Source organism: Oryzihumus sp. (assembly GCF_054325275.1).
In genome coordinates this window covers 1-13,425 of record NZ_JBTCWL010000090.1, presented here as the reverse complement: position 1 = coordinate 13,425, position 13,425 = coordinate 1, and the positions used below count along the sequence as shown (strand labels likewise).

The 13,425-nt window shown below is 73.7% G+C and carries 15 protein-coding genes; 12 read left to right on the top strand and 3 right to left on the bottom strand.

Annotated elements, in window-relative coordinates:
• The 7 genes from ACXVGS_RS17365 to ACXVGS_RS17335 all read left to right on the top strand — a co-directional run.
• The coding region (locus ACXVGS_RS17365) for a S1 RNA-binding domain-containing protein (protein ID WP_458537242.1) at positions 1 to 642 on the top strand (642 nt) is incomplete at its 5' end.
• A 259-nt stretch (positions 643 to 901) separates the two neighbouring features.
• A complete protein-coding gene (locus ACXVGS_RS17360; protein ID WP_458529694.1) occupies positions 902 to 1,105 on the top strand; it encodes a hypothetical protein in 204 nt (67 codons plus the stop codon).
• Between the two features lie 40 nt (positions 1,106 to 1,145).
• Positions 1,146 to 2,219, top strand: a complete 1,074-nt coding sequence (locus tag ACXVGS_RS17355) for a LacI family DNA-binding transcriptional regulator (RefSeq protein WP_458529693.1) — start codon at positions 1,146 to 1,148, stop codon at positions 2,217 to 2,219.
• A gap of 1 nt (position 2,220) precedes the next feature.
• Positions 2,221 to 2,688 carry a PPOX class F420-dependent oxidoreductase gene (locus ACXVGS_RS17350; RefSeq protein WP_458529692.1) on the top strand — a complete coding sequence of 156 codons (468 nt, stop codon included), beginning with the start codon at positions 2,221 to 2,223 and terminating at the stop codon, positions 2,686 to 2,688.
• 28 nt (positions 2,689 to 2,716) lie between these two features.
• Positions 2,717 to 3,910, top strand: a complete 1,194-nt coding sequence (coaE, locus tag ACXVGS_RS17345; protein ID WP_458537241.1) for a dephospho-CoA kinase — start codon at positions 2,717 to 2,719, stop codon at positions 3,908 to 3,910.
• Positions 3,910 to 4,284: a YidH family protein gene (locus ACXVGS_RS17340; RefSeq protein ID WP_458529690.1), complete on the top strand. Its 375-nt coding sequence runs from the start codon at positions 3,910 to 3,912 to the stop codon at positions 4,282 to 4,284. The genes coaE and ACXVGS_RS17340 overlap by 1 nt, the downstream gene beginning before the upstream one ends.
• Positions 4,281 to 4,604: a DUF202 domain-containing protein gene (locus ACXVGS_RS17335; protein WP_458529689.1), complete on the top strand. Its 324-nt coding sequence runs from the start codon at positions 4,281 to 4,283 to the stop codon at positions 4,602 to 4,604. Before ACXVGS_RS17340 ends, ACXVGS_RS17335 begins: the two co-directional genes overlap by 4 nt.
• Here the strand turns inward: ACXVGS_RS17335 and ACXVGS_RS17330 are convergent.
• Positions 4,576 to 5,049 carry a MarR family winged helix-turn-helix transcriptional regulator gene (locus ACXVGS_RS17330; protein ID WP_458529688.1) on the bottom strand — a complete coding sequence of 158 codons (474 nt, stop codon included), beginning with the start codon at positions 5,047 to 5,049 and terminating at the stop codon, positions 4,576 to 4,578. The genes ACXVGS_RS17335 and ACXVGS_RS17330 overlap by 29 nt on opposite strands.
• Positions 5,050 to 5,137: 88 nt before the next feature.
• Here ACXVGS_RS17330 and ACXVGS_RS17325 point away from each other — a divergent pair, with 88 nt between their 5' ends.
• Positions 5,138 to 6,580, top strand: a complete 1,443-nt coding sequence (locus ACXVGS_RS17325) for an MFS transporter (RefSeq protein ID WP_458537240.1) — start codon at positions 5,138 to 5,140, stop codon at positions 6,578 to 6,580.
• A gap of 22 nt (positions 6,581 to 6,602) precedes the next feature.
• On the opposite strand, the gene ACXVGS_RS17320 is transcribed toward ACXVGS_RS17325, so the two are convergent.
• On the bottom strand, positions 6,603 to 8,318 hold the full coding sequence (locus ACXVGS_RS17320; protein WP_458537239.1) for a N,N-dimethylformamidase beta subunit family domain-containing protein: 1,716 nt from the start codon (positions 8,316 to 8,318) through the stop codon (positions 6,603 to 6,605).
• A 136-nt stretch (positions 8,319 to 8,454) separates the two neighbouring features.
• Between ACXVGS_RS17320 and uvrB the strand changes: the two genes are divergently transcribed.
• The 4 genes from uvrB (at position 8,455) to ACXVGS_RS17300 (ending at position 12,615) form a co-directional block, all read left to right on the top strand.
• Positions 8,455 to 10,566: an excinuclease ABC subunit UvrB gene (gene uvrB / locus ACXVGS_RS17315; protein ID WP_141788538.1), complete on the top strand. Its 2,112-nt coding sequence runs from the start codon at positions 8,455 to 8,457 to the stop codon at positions 10,564 to 10,566.
• The gene (locus ACXVGS_RS17310) at positions 10,567 to 10,950 is read left to right on the top strand and encodes an MmcQ/YjbR family DNA-binding protein (protein ID WP_458529685.1); all 384 of its coding nucleotides are present in this window, start codon (positions 10,567 to 10,569) and stop codon (positions 10,948 to 10,950) included. It begins immediately after the preceding gene.
• 136 nt (positions 10,951 to 11,086) lie between these two features.
• Entirely contained in the window at positions 11,087 to 11,419 is a 333-nt protein-coding gene (locus tag ACXVGS_RS17305) for a DUF3817 domain-containing protein (RefSeq protein WP_458532312.1), read from the top strand.
• A 203-nt stretch (positions 11,420 to 11,622) separates the two neighbouring features.
• Positions 11,623 to 12,615, top strand: coding sequence for a TerC family protein (locus ACXVGS_RS17300; RefSeq protein WP_458537238.1), 993 nt, complete (start codon positions 11,623 to 11,625; stop codon positions 12,613 to 12,615).
• On the opposite strand, the gene ACXVGS_RS17295 is transcribed toward ACXVGS_RS17300, so the two are convergent.
• A partial coding sequence (locus ACXVGS_RS17295; RefSeq protein WP_458537237.1) for an EamA family transporter occupies positions 12,572 to 13,425 on the bottom strand: 854 nt, incomplete at its 5' end. The two genes, ACXVGS_RS17300 and ACXVGS_RS17295, sit on opposite strands and share 44 nt — an antisense overlap.

Genomic DNA, 13,425 nt, shown 5'->3' with positions numbered 1-13,425 from the left:
CAGGAGGACCCGTGGCAGCACTTCGCCCGCACCCACGCCATCGGCCAGGTCGTGCCGGGCAAGGTCACCAAGCTGGTGCCGTTCGGTGCGTTCGTCCGCGTGGACGACGGCATCGAGGGCCTGGTCCACATCTCCGAGCTGGCCGAGCGCCACGTGGAGGTCCCGGAGCAGGTCGTGCAGGTCGGCGACGACATCTTCGTCAAGGTCATCGACATCGACCTCGAGCGTCGCCGCATCTCGCTCTCGCTCAAGCAGGCCAACGAGGCCGGCGCGCAGGTCGAGGAGTTCGACCCGACGCTCTACGGCATGGCCGCGGAGTACGACGAGCAGGGCAACTACAAGTACCCCGAGGGCTTCGACCCCGAGACCAACGAGTGGCTCGAGGGCCACGAGGAGGCTCGCGAGAAGTGGGAGAAGCAGTACGCCGAGGCGCACGCCCGCTGGGAGGCCCACAAGCAGCAGGTCGAGGCCGCTGCCAAGGCCGACGCGGAGGCTGCCGCCAACGCGGACGTGCCGACGACCTACTCCTCGGGTGGCTCGTCCTCCAGCGCGTCCACCGAGTCGGCCCCCTCGGCCGGCGAGGGCACCCTGGCCTCCGACGAGGCCCTGGCCGCCCTGCGCGAGAAGCTCACGGGCAACTGAGCAGCTACGCCGTGACGCTCACCTGAGCATCGCTGCGACGAGGGCCCGGACCGCACTGCGGTCCGGGCCCTCGTGCGTTCCCGTCCGGCGCCACCCGGCCCCATCGGGCCTCGCCCGGCCCGGCGAGCAGCAAACCGGGCAGTCCGGCGGTCGCGGTCGGCGGCTCGAGAAGCGCTGGCGTCGGGACTTGACCGGTACAGAAGCCGGCATTACTGTATCGGTACAGAAATCGTCCCGCCTAGTACCGATTGGCACCACCGTGAGCACTGCAACCATCGCCGCCTTCCACGTCCGGGCCGTCGCCGAGCGCGAGGTCCTCAGCGCCCGTCCCGACGCGCCCGTCGTCGTCGAGCAGCCGGCACCGGCGCGCCGTCCCCGCCTCGAGCGGTCGCGCACCGGCCTGGCCTCGGTCCTCCACCGCGCCGCGGACCGCGTCGCGCCGGCCTACGGCGCCCCCTGCTGACGCCCCGCACCCGCCCGTCACGCCCGTGAGAAGGTGAGGCGTGGCCAAGGTGACCCTGCAGACCATCGCCGACCAGGTCGGTGTGAGCCGGATGACGGTCTCCAACGCCTTCTCCCGCCCCGACCAGCTCTCGGCCTCGCTGCGGGAGCGCATCCTCGAGGCGGCCCGCGAGCTCGGCTACGTCGGGCCCGACCCCAGTGCACGGGCGCTGGCCCGGGGGAGCACCGGTGCGGTGGGCGTCCTGCTCACCGACGCGCTGCAGTACGCCTTCGCCGACGAGGTCGCGATGGCCTTCCTCGGGGCCATCGCCTCCGAGCTGGCCCCGACCGGGCTCGCCCTCACCCTGCTGACCTCGTCCGAGACCAGCGGCCGGGTCCCCGCGCGAGACGTGGCCATGGACGGCGCGCTGGTCTACTCCTGTGACCCCACCACGCCCGCCGTGGAGTGGCTTCGCAAGCGCGGCCTGCCCCTGGTCTTCGTCGACCAGGTGCAGGCCCCCGGCGTGCCCAGCGTCAACGTCGACGACCGGGGCGGCGCCCGGGCCGCGGCCCAGCACCTGGTCGACCTCGGTCACCGCCGCATCGGGATCGTCAGCGCGGCAGTGGGCGGCTCGTTCGGCCTCGACCCCGACCCGCTGGCCTCGCCTCTGGCCCACCCGGTGCGGCAGCGGCTGCTGGGGTGGCTCGAGGCCCTCCGTGCCGCGGGGATCGACCCGCCGGTGGTCAAGGTCCCCGACTCGGGTCACGACGACTACCTCGCCGGCGCGAGGCTGCTGCTGGCGCTGCCCGAGCGGCCGACCGCCATCCTGTGCTTCTCCGACGTCGTGGCCGCAGCCGTCGTTCACGCCGCCGAGGACGCCGGGCTGCGCGTGCCCGAGGACCTGTCGGTGGTCGGCTTCGACGACAGCCCGATGGCGGCCCGGATGCGGCCCGCGCTGACCACCGTCCGCCAGGACTTCGCCGCCAAGGGCAAGGTCGCCGCCGCCGAGCTGACGGGTGCGCTCGCGGCGCCCCGCTCGGACGTCCGTCGCCGGGCCCGGCACCACGTCCTGCCCACCGAGCTCGTGGTGCGGGCCAGCACCGCGCCACCCCGCCGAGACCAGGAAGGGTCCTGACATGCCACGCACCATCGCGACGAACACGAGGGTCGACCTCGACGGGCTGCTGGACTTCATCCGGCCGCGGCACCAGATGGTGCTGGTCACCCGCCGCCACGACGGTGAGCCGCAGCTCTCGCCGGTCACGGGCGGGGTGGACGCGCAGGGCCGCATCGTCATCTCCACCTACCCCGAGCGCGCCAAGACCGCGAACGCGCGACGGGACGCGCGGGCCAGCGTGATGGTGCTGTCGGACGACTTCGGTGGCCCTTGGGTCCAGGTCGACGGCCAGGTCGAGGTGCTCGACATGCCGGAGTCGCTGGAGCCGCTCGTCGACTACTACCGCGCCATCTCCGGCGAGCACCCGGACTGGGACGACTACCGCGCCGCGATGCACCGGCAGGGCAAGAGCCTGCTGCGGCTCACCCCGCACCGCTGGGGCCCGGTGGCCACGGGCGGCTTCCCCGCCCGTCTGGCCGACGACTGAGGCGTGCCCCGGCGGTAGGGTCGGCGCCATGCTGCGCGTGGGGCTCTCCGGCGGGATCGGGTCGGGCAAGTCGACGGTCGCCGACCGGCTGCGGGAGCTCGGCGCCCTCGTCGTCGACAGTGACCTCCTGGCCCGCGAGGTCGTCGCGCCGGGCGCGGAGGGCCTGGCCGCGGTGGTGGAGCGGTTCGGGCCGCAGGTGCTGTCGGCGGACGGCTCGCTGGACCGGGCAGCCCTGGGTGCCATCGTGTTCGCCGACGGCGCCGGCCGGCGCGACCTCGAGCGGATCACCCATCCGCGCATCGCCGCCCGCGCGGGAGAGCTCGTCGCCGCGGCGCCGCCGGAGGCGGTGGTCGTCCACGACGTGCCCCTCCTGGTCGAGAAGCGCATGGGCGCCGGCTACCACCTCGTGCTCATCGTGGACGCCGACGAGTCGACCCGTATCGCGCGCCTCACCACGCTGCGCGGCCTCACCGAGGCCGACGCCAAGGCACGCATCGCCACGCAGGCGACCGACGAGCAGCGCCGAGCCGCCGCCGACGTGCTGCTGCCCAACGACGGGACCGTCGAGCAGGTCCGGGCGGCGGTCGACGGGCTCTGGCGGGAGCGGCTGGTCCCGTTCAACGACAACCTGGTCCACGGCCGGCGCAGCCGCGGGCCCGAGGTGCCGGCACTGGTCGGCCCGGACGCGTCGTGGCCGGCCCAGGCCGCGCGTCTGGTCGAGCGGATCGCCCTGGCGCTGGGGGAGCGGGCGGTCGCTGTCGACCACATCGGCTCGACCAGCGTGCCCGGGCTGCTGGCCAAGGACGTCATCGACCTGCAGGTGTCGGTGCGCCGGCTCGAGGACGCCGACGACGCGGAGTTCGTGGAAGCGTTGCAGCGCATGGGTTTCCCGCGGGTCGAGGGCCTCGACCACGACGAGCCCAAGCCGGACGAGCCCGACATCGCGTTGTGGCGCAAGCGGTTCCACGGCAGCGCCGACCCGGGCCGGGTCGCCCACGTGCACGTGCGCGCGGTCGGTTCGCCCGGCTGGCGCTACGCCCTGCTCTTCCGCGACTGGCTCCGCGCCGACGCCGGCGCCCGCGAGGACTACGCGCGCGTCAAGCGGGAGCTGGCCGGCTCGGCTGCCACCACGACGGACTACGCCGGGAGCAAGGAGCCGTGGTTCACGCAGGTGTGGCCACGCGCCGAGGCGTGGGCGCGGCATACGGCCTGGGATGGGTGATGGACCGCCGCTGGCCGCGCAGCGTCTACGGCGTCGGTGACGAGCCCGACCCGCGGTTCTCGATGTCCAACGAGCGCACCGCGCTGGCGTGGATGCGCACCGCCATGGCCCTGCTCGCCGGTGGGGTCGCGCTGATCTCGGTCTCCAGCCTGGCGACGCTGCCACGGTGGTCGGCGCTGGTCGCCGCGGCAGCCTGCCTGGGCGGCGGGGCGCTGGCCTGGCGCGCGGTGGTGGCCTGGGCCCGGATCGAGCGCGCGCTGCGCACGCACCAGGCGCTGCCGCCGCCGCGGGCGCTGGTCTCCCTCGCCGGCGGGGTCATCGTGCTGGCCGGGCTGACGCTGGTGCTCAGCGTGGTGCAGCTGTTGCGGTCATGAGCCCGATCCCGGACCGCGCCGCCCTGCAGCCGGAGCGGACCGCGCTGTCCTGGCAGCGCACGGCGATCACCGCGACGATCATCATGGTGCCGCTGGTCATCACCGACCTGCGGCTGAAGGTGTGGCCGTTGGCGGCGCTGGGGTCGGTGGCAACCCTCTCGGCAGCGGCGCTGGTATACCGGCTGCGCCGCCGATTCGACCAGCTGGGTGACGACGACGCGCAGTACCGGCCGTTCTGGCACATCGTGCGGGTGGCCGTCGCCTGCAGCTTCGTCGCCGCCGGCGGGGCGATCACGGCGATGGTGGAGCTCCTGCGCTGAGCTCGTCGACCAGCCGGCCGAGCGCCGGCAACGCGGCCAGCACGGCCCGGCGGTCAGCGGGGGAGAGCTGGTCCAGGGCGTGGGCGAAGCGCCGCTCGTGGGCCTGCTGCCACTGCTGCAGGTGCCGGTGCCCCTCGTCGGTGAGCGCGAGGACCACGGCGCGGCGGTCGCGCTCGTCGGTGACCCGGTCGACCAGGCCGGCCGAGACCAGCTGCTGCACGAGCTGGCTGACGGTGTTCTTGGCCAGCCGGTGCCGGTCCGCGATGTCGTTGACGCGCAGACCGGGCTCGTCCTCGAGGCGCTGCAGGATTTCCACCTGGGCCATCGGCAGCTTCTCCCAGGGGTAGTCGCTGCGGATGCTCGCGCGCAGGGTGCGGCGCAGCCGGGCGATGACGTCGGCCAGGCGCCAGGCGTCGCTGTGGGCGGCGGGCGCGCTCCGGTCCATGGCCCGATCCTAGCCACGAGTGGTTCTGCCCTAGAATAGATCGCAGACAGAACCAAGTGCCCCGACCGCCCGAGGAGCGTGCCGAGCCGTGACCGCCCAGCCATGGCGTCGCGTCCTCGTCGAACCCGCACGCCCGGACCGGGTGCGGACCGCGGCGCAGGCGCACTGGTGGGCAGTGGCCACGGTCTGCGTCGGCGCCTTCATGGGCCAGCTCGACGCCAGCATCGTCACCGTCGCGCTGCCGAGCATGCAGCGCGAGCTCGGTGCGGGCGTCGGTGAGCTGGAGTGGGTCTCGCTGTCCTACCTGGTCGTGCTCATCGGCCTCGTCGCCGCGGCCGGGCGCCTCTCGGACGTGCTGGGCCGCAAGCTGCTCTACACCTACGGCTTCGTCGTCTTCACCTTCGCCTCGCTGGGCTGCGGCCTGGCCTCCTCGCTCGGGGTGCTCATCGCGATGAGGGTCGTGCAGGCCGTCGGGGCGGCGATGCTCCAGGCCAACAGCGTCGCCCTCATCCGCACCAGCGTCTCTGCGCGCTCGCTGCACCGCGCCATCGGCGTCCAGGGCGCGGCCCAGGCGCTCGGCCTGGCGCTCGGGCCGGCGGTCGGCGGGCTGCTGGTCGACGTGGCCGGCTGGCGCTGGGTGTTCCTCGTCAACCTCCCGGCCGGGGTGCTCGGCGTGGTCGCCGCGGTGCTGCTGCTGCCCCGCACCCGGGCCAGGGCGGCCCGGCGCCGGTTCGACGTCGCCGGCCTGGCCCTGCTCCTGCCGACCACCACGGCCCTGCTGCTGGCCTGCTCGGCGCTCGCCCGCGGGGCGTCGGCGACCGAGGTCGCGGTGCTGGGCGGCCTGGGGCTGGCCGGCCTGGCCGCGTTCGTGGCCGTCGAGCGTCGGCAGGACGCGCCCCTGGTCCACCTCGAGCTCTTCGCCGAGCGCGCCTTCCGCTCCGGCCTGGCCACCGCTGCGCTCGGCTACCTCGTGCTGTTCGGGGTGCTCTTCGTGACCCCGCTCTTCCTCGAGGCGACCTGGCGGATGAGCGCCGGCGGGGCCGGTCTGCTGCTCATGGTCCTGCCGGCAGCCCTGGCGCTGGCCGCCCCGGTGTCGGCCCGGCTCACGCGGCGCGCCGGCGCCGCCGCCGTGACGACCGGGGGGCTGGTCCTGTCCGCGGTCGGCCTGCTCGCGCTCGTCCCCGGCGCGCACTACCGGTACGCCGTGGCGGGCCTGCTCGCGCTGGTCGGCCTGGGCATGGGGCTGTTCACCCCGGCCAACAACGCGTCCGTGGCCGCGGCCGGGCGTCCGGAGCAGGCCGGGCTGGTGAGCGGGCTGCTCAACATGACCCGCGGCCTGGGCACCGCCCTCGGGGTGGCGGTGGCCGCCGCGGCGTGGGCGCTGGCCGCCGGGCACGGGTCGGCGGTGACCGCGACGGCCTCCACCCACGGCTTCCGGGTCACGGTGCTGGCCCTCGGCGTGCTCGCACTCGTGGGCGCGGCGGTGGCCCTGGGACGCGGCCCGGGTCGCCCGGCGCGACTGACGGGCTGAGGCCGCTCCGCTTCGGCCGGCGTCAGGGGGCGTCGTCGCCGGCCGTCGCCTGACCCAGGGCGGGGTAGGCCGTGGCCACGCTCGGGTGCCGGGCGCCGGCCCGCGGCGCGGCGAACGCGGTGAGCAGGTTGGTCGTGATCCGGTCGAGCGCAGTGACGGTGGCCTGCGGGACCGGCCCGTTCGGGCAGGTCGCGTCGAGGTCGCAGCTCCAGTAGGTCGTGCCCGCCGCGAAGACCCCGGCCCCGCTGGCGGCCGAGTGGTAGGCCGCGGTGGCCAGGGACGGCCGGGACTGGCCCTGGACCGGCACGACGGCCTGGAGCAGCACCTGGGTGCTGGCCGGGGTGTTGGCCCCGGGCGGCTCCACGGCGTCGACCTCGTAGCCCACCACGCCGTTGAGCACCGAGCCCGGACGCAGCGACGTGCCGGCGAAGAGCCAGTCAGGTGCGGTGCGCACCGTGTAGCTGCCGTGCACCCCGACAGCGGACATGCCGACGCCCACCAGGGCCGCGGGGTCCCGCCCGAGCAGCCGGGAGCGCCACTGCACCGTCGTCGTGGTGGGCGCCTTCTGCGCCAAGGTGTCCAGCGTGGCCAGGCGGTAGACCGTGACGCCCACTGGCAGCCCGCGGGGATCCCGCTCGATGCGGGCCTGCCAATAGATCTCGTTGGCGCCCAGGGACGCGAGGTTGGTGCCGGCGTCCCGGGCGCGGACCAGGGCGTCGTAGGAGCGGGCGGTCCAGTACTCCGTGTGCCCGCCGAGCAGGACCGCGGACCGGCCGTCCACCTGTGCCGGGTCGGCGTCGAGCGCACTGACCGTCGTGACGTCAGCGGCCAGGTGGTGGCGGCCGAGGAAGCGCACCAGCGGCACGTCCATGGCCAGCACCTGGGTGAGCCCGTCGCCGGACACCGGCCGGGCCGTCGAGGCCACGAAGGACCTGCTCGCGTTGCGCTGCTCGTGGGTGGCGCCGGGGCCGGCATACAGGCTGGTCCCGCCGTACTCGTTGTAGGCGTGCCACGTGAGGTCGCCGGCGACCATGAGGTATGCCGCGCGGGCTCCGGAGGTCTGCACGACCAGGGGCATGAGGGACGGACGGACGGTGGGGTCGACCGGGCGGACCTCCACGAGGTAGAGCCCGGGCGGCCAGGTGGCGTCCACGGTGAGCGTCGTGGTGACCGGCCAGTGCTCGGCGACGACCCGGTCCGGGCCGGTCGGGACCGCCTCCGGGTGGGGGCGGGCGGTGAGCACGGGCGACTCCCAGACCAGGCGGGAGCCGCGGCCGCCGTAGTCCCCGACGCGCAGGGCGCGCAGCCGGACGTCCGTCGGGCCACGCGTGGCGGACAGGCGCACGGCGACCCGCTGGCCGCAGGCGGCGGTGGAGGTGTCGAGGTAGCCGACGACCGGACCGGAGGTTGATCGCACCTGGCGCGGCGGGACGTCCCCGACGCCGGGGTGGCGCTCCTCGGCCGCGGCCCAGCCGTCCGGGGCGTTCGTGCAGGTCGCGGCCGGGGTGGGCAGGGCCTGCGAGATCGGCAGCGCCTCCCGGGCGACCGTGACGGCGCTCGCGGCCGGCGGGCCCGGGCGCGCGGTCGGGGCGGTGGTGGTGCCGGTCGTGCTCCCCGCCCCTGACGGGGGCGTGGCCGGGTCGCAGGCCACGACCAGTCCGAGCAGCAGCAGGGCCGCCAGGGTCGTGGCTGTCCACGGTCCGGCGGCCCGGCGCGTCCCCGGTGCGCGTGCTCTCATGCACTCCCAACGACGCAGGACCCCGGTGCGCTCCCGACCCTGATGACGGGCTGGTTGCTGGTCCGTCTGCCGGGCCGCGGCGGCGGCGCGCTGCGCGGCGTACCGGCCTGTCGGGGCAGGCGTCTACGGTGTGAGCATGCGGCCCACCACCGACCTCCAGCGCACCGTGGCGCCCTTCCGCGTCGAGTCCGAGTTCCAGCCTGCCGGTGACCAGCCCCAGGCGATCGCAGACCTGGCCCGGCGGATCAACGCCGGCGAGCAGGACGTCGTGCTCCTCGGCGCCACCGGCACCGGCAAGTCGGCCACGACGGCCTGGCTGATCGAGCAGGTCCAGCGCCCGACCCTGGTCATGGCGCCCAACAAGACGCTGGCCGCGCAGCTGGCCAACGAGTTCCGCGAGCTGCTGCCGCACAACGCGGTGGAGTACTTCGTCTCCTACTACGACTACTACCAGCCCGAGGCCTACGTCCCGCAGACGGACACCTACATCGAGAAGGACTCCTCGATCAACGACGAGGTCGAGCGGCTGCGCCACAGCGCGACCAACTCGCTGCTGACCCGCCGGGACGTCATCGTGGTCGCGTCGGTGTCCTGCATCTACGGACTGGGCACCCCGCAGGAGTACGTCGACCGCATGGCCCGGCTCAAGGTCGGCCAGGAGATCGAGCGCGACCAGCTGCTGCGCAAGTTCGTCGAGATGCAGTACACCCGCAACGACCTCGCGTTCACCCGCGGCACGTTCCGGGTGCGCGGCGACACGGTCGAGATCATCCCGGTCTACGAGGAGCTCGCGATCCGCATCGAGTTCTTCGGTGACGAGATCGAGCGGATCTACACCCTGCACCCGCTCACCGGCGAGATCGTGCGCGAGGAGCAGGAGATGTACGTCTTCCCCGCCACGCACTACGTCGCCGGTCCCGAGCGCATGGAGCGGGCCATCCGGGGCATCGAGCTCGAGCTCGAGGAGCAGCTCGCGACGTTCGAGAAGCAGGGCAAGCTGCTCGAGGCCCAGCGGCTGCGCATGCGCACCACCTACGACATCGAGATGATGCGCCAGGTCGGCTCGTGCTCGGGCATCGAGAACTACAGCCTGCACATCGACGGCCGGCCGCGCGGCTCGGCGCCCAACTGCCTGCTCGACTACTTCCCCGAGGACTTCCTGCTCGTCATCGACGAGTCGCACGTGACCGTGCCGCAGATCGGGGCGATGTACGAAGGCGACATGTCCCGCAAGCGCACGCTGGTCGACCACGGCTTCCGGCTGCCGAGCGCGATGGACAACCGGCCGCTGCGCTGGGAGGAGTTCCTGGAGCGGATCGGCCAGACCGTCTACCTCTCGGCAACCCCCGGGCAGTACGAGCTGGCCAAGAGCGACGGCGTGGTCGAGCAGATCATCCGGCCCACCGGGTTGGTCGACCCCGAGGTGGTGCTCAAGCCGACCAAGGGCCAGATCGACGACCTGTTGCACGAGATCCACGAGCGCACGGCCAAGGACGAGCGCGTCCTGGTCACCACGCTGACCAAGAAGATGGCCGAGGACCTCACCGACTACCTCCTGGAGAAGGGCGTGCGGGTGCGCTACCTGCACTCCGAGGTCGACACCCTGCGCCGGGTCGAGCTGCTGCGCGAGCTGCGGCTCGGCGAGTTCGACGTGCTCGTGGGCATCAACCTGCTGCGTGAGGGCCTGGACCTGCCCGAGGTGTCCCTGGTGAGCATCCTCGACGCCGACAAGGAGGGCTTCCTGCGCTCGGCCCGCAGCCTGATCCAGACCATCGGCCGTGCGGCCCGCAACGTCTCCGGCCAGGTGCACATGTACGCCGACAAGATGACCCCCTCCATGGAGGAGGCCATCGACGAGACCAACCGCCGGCGCGAGAAGCAGATCGCCTACAACCGCGAGCAGGGCGTCGACCCGCAGCCGTTGCGCAAGAAGATCGCCGACATCACCGACATGCTGGAGCGCGAGGACGCCGACACCGAGGCGCTGCTCGGCAGCGGCCGCTCGCAGTCCCGCGGCAAGGGCCGCGGCGGGGCCGGGGGCCGGGGTGCGCTCGCCGCCGACGTGGGGCTGTCCGGCGGGAGCCGGGCGGACCTGCCCGCCGGAGACCTGGCCAACCTCATCCAGGAGCTCACCGCCCAGATGCACCAGGCCGCCAGCGACCTGCACTTCGAGCTGGCCGCACGGCTGCGCGACGAGATCGGCGACCTCAAGAAGGAGCTGCGGCAGATGACTGCCGCCACCAAGTAGATGCTCCACGCCGACCTCGTCGGGCACTGCCTGGCCAAGCCCGGGGCCTGGCTGGACGAGCCGTGGGAGGGCGACCTGGTCGCCAAGGTGGCGGACAAGATCTTCGCCTTCCTCGGGTCACCGGCGCCGGACGGCACCGCCGGGGGAGTGGGGCTGAAGTGCGGGCGCGACGCCGAGGCCGCGCGGGAGTGGCGCGAGCGCTACCCCGGCGACGTGAGCGTGTCGGCCTACATCGGCCGCTACGGCTGGAACTCCTTCACCATCGGCGGCGTGGTGCCCGACGAAGAGATCCTCGAGGCGGTGGACGCGTCCTACGACGACGTCGTCTCCCGGCTGCCGCGCAGCCGACGGCCCCTGCCCGGCGCTGGTGGCCCGACCGGGTGAGCCGGGCGTGCGGCCCGGTGCTGCCGGTCACGGTGGCCCGACCGGGTGAGCTGCATGCGGCCCGGCGCAGGGTGCCCGGGTCGGACCACCTAGGCTGGGCCGCTCCGCCTGCCCGCCCCCCCTGGATGGACCCCGCATGACCCGCAACCCCCGCCCGCTGTTCCGTGTCGTCGCCACCGCCGAGGCGGTGTCGTGGCTGGGCCTGCTGGCCGGCATGTTCGTCAAGTGGGTGCTGCACGGCAGCCAGGCCGGGGTCCACGTCTTCGGCCCCGTCCACGGCACCGTCTTCCTGCTCTACCTGGTCGCGGTGCTCGTCGCCGGTCGCCGCTTCGCGTGGGACACCCGCACCAGCCTGCTGGCGGTCGTGGCCGCCTTCCCGCCGTTCGCGACGCTGCTCTTCGAGCGCTGGGCCGACCACCGCGGGCTGCTGGGGGTGCCTGCCGGGGCGAGCACCCGGCATACCGCCTGAGCGACACCGGCATCCGGCCCGCCCGGCGATTTGGGGGTGGTGCCGTCCGGGTGGGAGACTGGCCGGACATTCGGAGGGGAGTATCCCCGCACGGTGTCCTCGTCATCACGGACCCGGCCTGATCGCCGCGGTCCCGGGGAGCCGGCCCGCCTCGGCGGGTGGGAGAGACCTCCGGCCACGTCACCGTGTCCGGAGGGTTGCCCATGAACGTCCCCACCTGGGTCTGGTTCGCCACGATCGGCGCCACCACCCTGTTTCTCGCCGTCGACGTCTTCGTCATCGGACGGCGCCCCCACGTCCCGTCCATGGCCGAGGCCGGGCGGCACCTGGCCTTCTTCGTCGGGCTGGCCGTCGTCTTCGGCCTGGGCGTGTGGTGGCTCAGCGGTGCCGACTACGCGGCGCAGTACTACGCCGGGTGGCTCACGGAGTACTCCCTCAGCGTCGACAACCTGTTCGTCTTCCTCATCATCATGGCCAAGTTCGGCGTGCCGCAGAAGCTGCAGCAGACCGCGCTGCTCGTGGGCATCGTCATCGCCCTGGTGCTGCGCGGCGTCTTCATCGGCGTCGGCGCGGCGGTGATCAACCAGTTCGCCTGGGTGTTCTACCTGTTCGGTGCCTTCCTCATCTACACCGCGGTCAAGCTGGCGCGCGAGGGTGAGAGCGACGACGAGGAGTACGAGGAGAACCGGTTCCTGCGCTGGGCCGAGGCGCGCTTCCCGGCGACGAAGGAGTGGCACGGCCCGCACCTGACCGTCGTCGACGCGGGCAAGCGGCTGGTCACACCGATGTTCATCGTCATCCTCGCGCTCGGCACCACCGACCTGCTGTTCGCGCTCGACTCCATCCCGGCGATCTACGGCCTGACCAAGGAGCCATACCTGGTGCTCACGGCCAACCTCTTCGCCCTGATGGGCCTGCGCCAGCTGTACTTCCTCATCGGCGGCCTGCTCCAGCGCCTGGTCTACCTCAGCATCGGGCTGGCCGTGCTGCTGGCGTTCATCGGGGTCAAGCTCGTCCTGCACGCCCTGCACGAGAACTCCGTGCCGTTCATCAACGGCGGGCAGCCGGTGCACTGGGCTCCGGACATCCCGATCTCGGTCTCGCTCGGCGTGATCGTCGGGGTCCTGGCGGTGACGACCGTTGCGAGCCTGGTCAAGTCCGGTCGCGACGCCCGTGCCGAGGTGACGTCCTCCTGACGCGAGGAGGGTCAGGCGCCGCACCTCGTGCCTCGGCCGGGTGCGGCGCCCTGGCCCCCGCGCCGTCTGCGGCGTCGTGCCCACCGAGCGCGTCAGCGTGCTGCACCCCGGCGGGCCGGGCGCCGCCCATCACCACCGCGCTCGCCGCCACGACGAGGCCCATGCCGGCGAGCTGGGTGGGTCGCAGCTGCTGCCCGAGGACCAGGCGCCCGGCGAGGGCCGCGACGGCCGGCTCCAGGCTGAGCAGCACGCCGAACACCTGCGCCGACAGGCGTCGCAGTGCCATGAGCTCCAGGGAGTAGGGCAGCACCGAGGACAGCAGCGCGATCCCCGCACCGCGCCAGAGCACGTCCGCGTCCCACAGCCGGGGTCCCGCCGTGGCGATCCCCAGCGGGGCGATGAGCACGGCGGCCACGGCCATGGCCAGGGCCAGCCCGTCCAGCTGGGCGAAGCGGGCGCCGGTGCGCCCGGACAGCACGATGTATGCCGCCCAGCAGGCGCCCGCGGCGGCGGCCAGTCCCAGCCCGGCCAGGTCCAGGTCGGCCCAGGGGGTGTCGACCGCGCCGGAGATGAGCGCCACGCCGAGCGCGGCGCCGGCCACGGCGAGCAGGTCCAGCCGGCGCCGGGACAGCACGGTGGCCAGGACCAGCGGCCCGAGGAACTCGACGGTCACGGCCACGCCGATAGGCAGGCGGGCGAGGGCGGCGTAGAAGCACAGGTTCATCACGCCCAGGCTCAGCCCGAAGGCGGCCACGGTCAGCCATGCGGCGCGGTCGTGACCGCCCAGCCGGGGCCGTGGGGGGGGGCGGC

Bases quoted from the DNA above. Each gene is read 5' to 3' on its own strand.
- uvrB (WP_141788538.1), top strand. From the start codon at position 8,455: ATGCGGCCCACCACCGACCTCCAGCGCACCGTGGCGCCCTTCCGCGTC.
- ACXVGS_RS17330 (WP_458529688.1), bottom strand. From the start codon at position 5,049: ATGGACCGGAGCGCGCCCGCCGCCCACAGCGACGCCTGGCGCCTGGCC.
- ACXVGS_RS17340 (WP_458529690.1), top strand. From the start codon at position 3,910: ATGGACCGCCGCTGGCCGCGCAGCGTCTACGGCGTCGGTGACGAGCCC.
- ACXVGS_RS17320 (WP_458537239.1), bottom strand. From the start codon at position 8,318: ATGAGAGCACGCGCACCGGGGACGCGCCGGGCCGCCGGACCGTGGACA.
- ACXVGS_RS17300 (WP_458537238.1), top strand. From the start codon at position 11,623: ATGAACGTCCCCACCTGGGTCTGGTTCGCCACGATCGGCGCCACCACC.
- ACXVGS_RS17310 (WP_458529685.1), top strand. From the start codon at position 10,567: ATGCTCCACGCCGACCTCGTCGGGCACTGCCTGGCCAAGCCCGGGGCC.
- ACXVGS_RS17335 (WP_458529689.1), top strand. From the start codon at position 4,281: ATGAGCCCGATCCCGGACCGCGCCGCCCTGCAGCCGGAGCGGACCGCG.
- ACXVGS_RS17350 (WP_458529692.1), top strand. From the start codon at position 2,221: ATGCCACGCACCATCGCGACGAACACGAGGGTCGACCTCGACGGGCTG.
- ACXVGS_RS17305 (WP_458532312.1), top strand. From the start codon at position 11,087: ATGACCCGCAACCCCCGCCCGCTGTTCCGTGTCGTCGCCACCGCCGAG.
- coaE (WP_458537241.1), top strand. From the start codon at position 2,717: ATGCTGCGCGTGGGGCTCTCCGGCGGGATCGGGTCGGGCAAGTCGACG.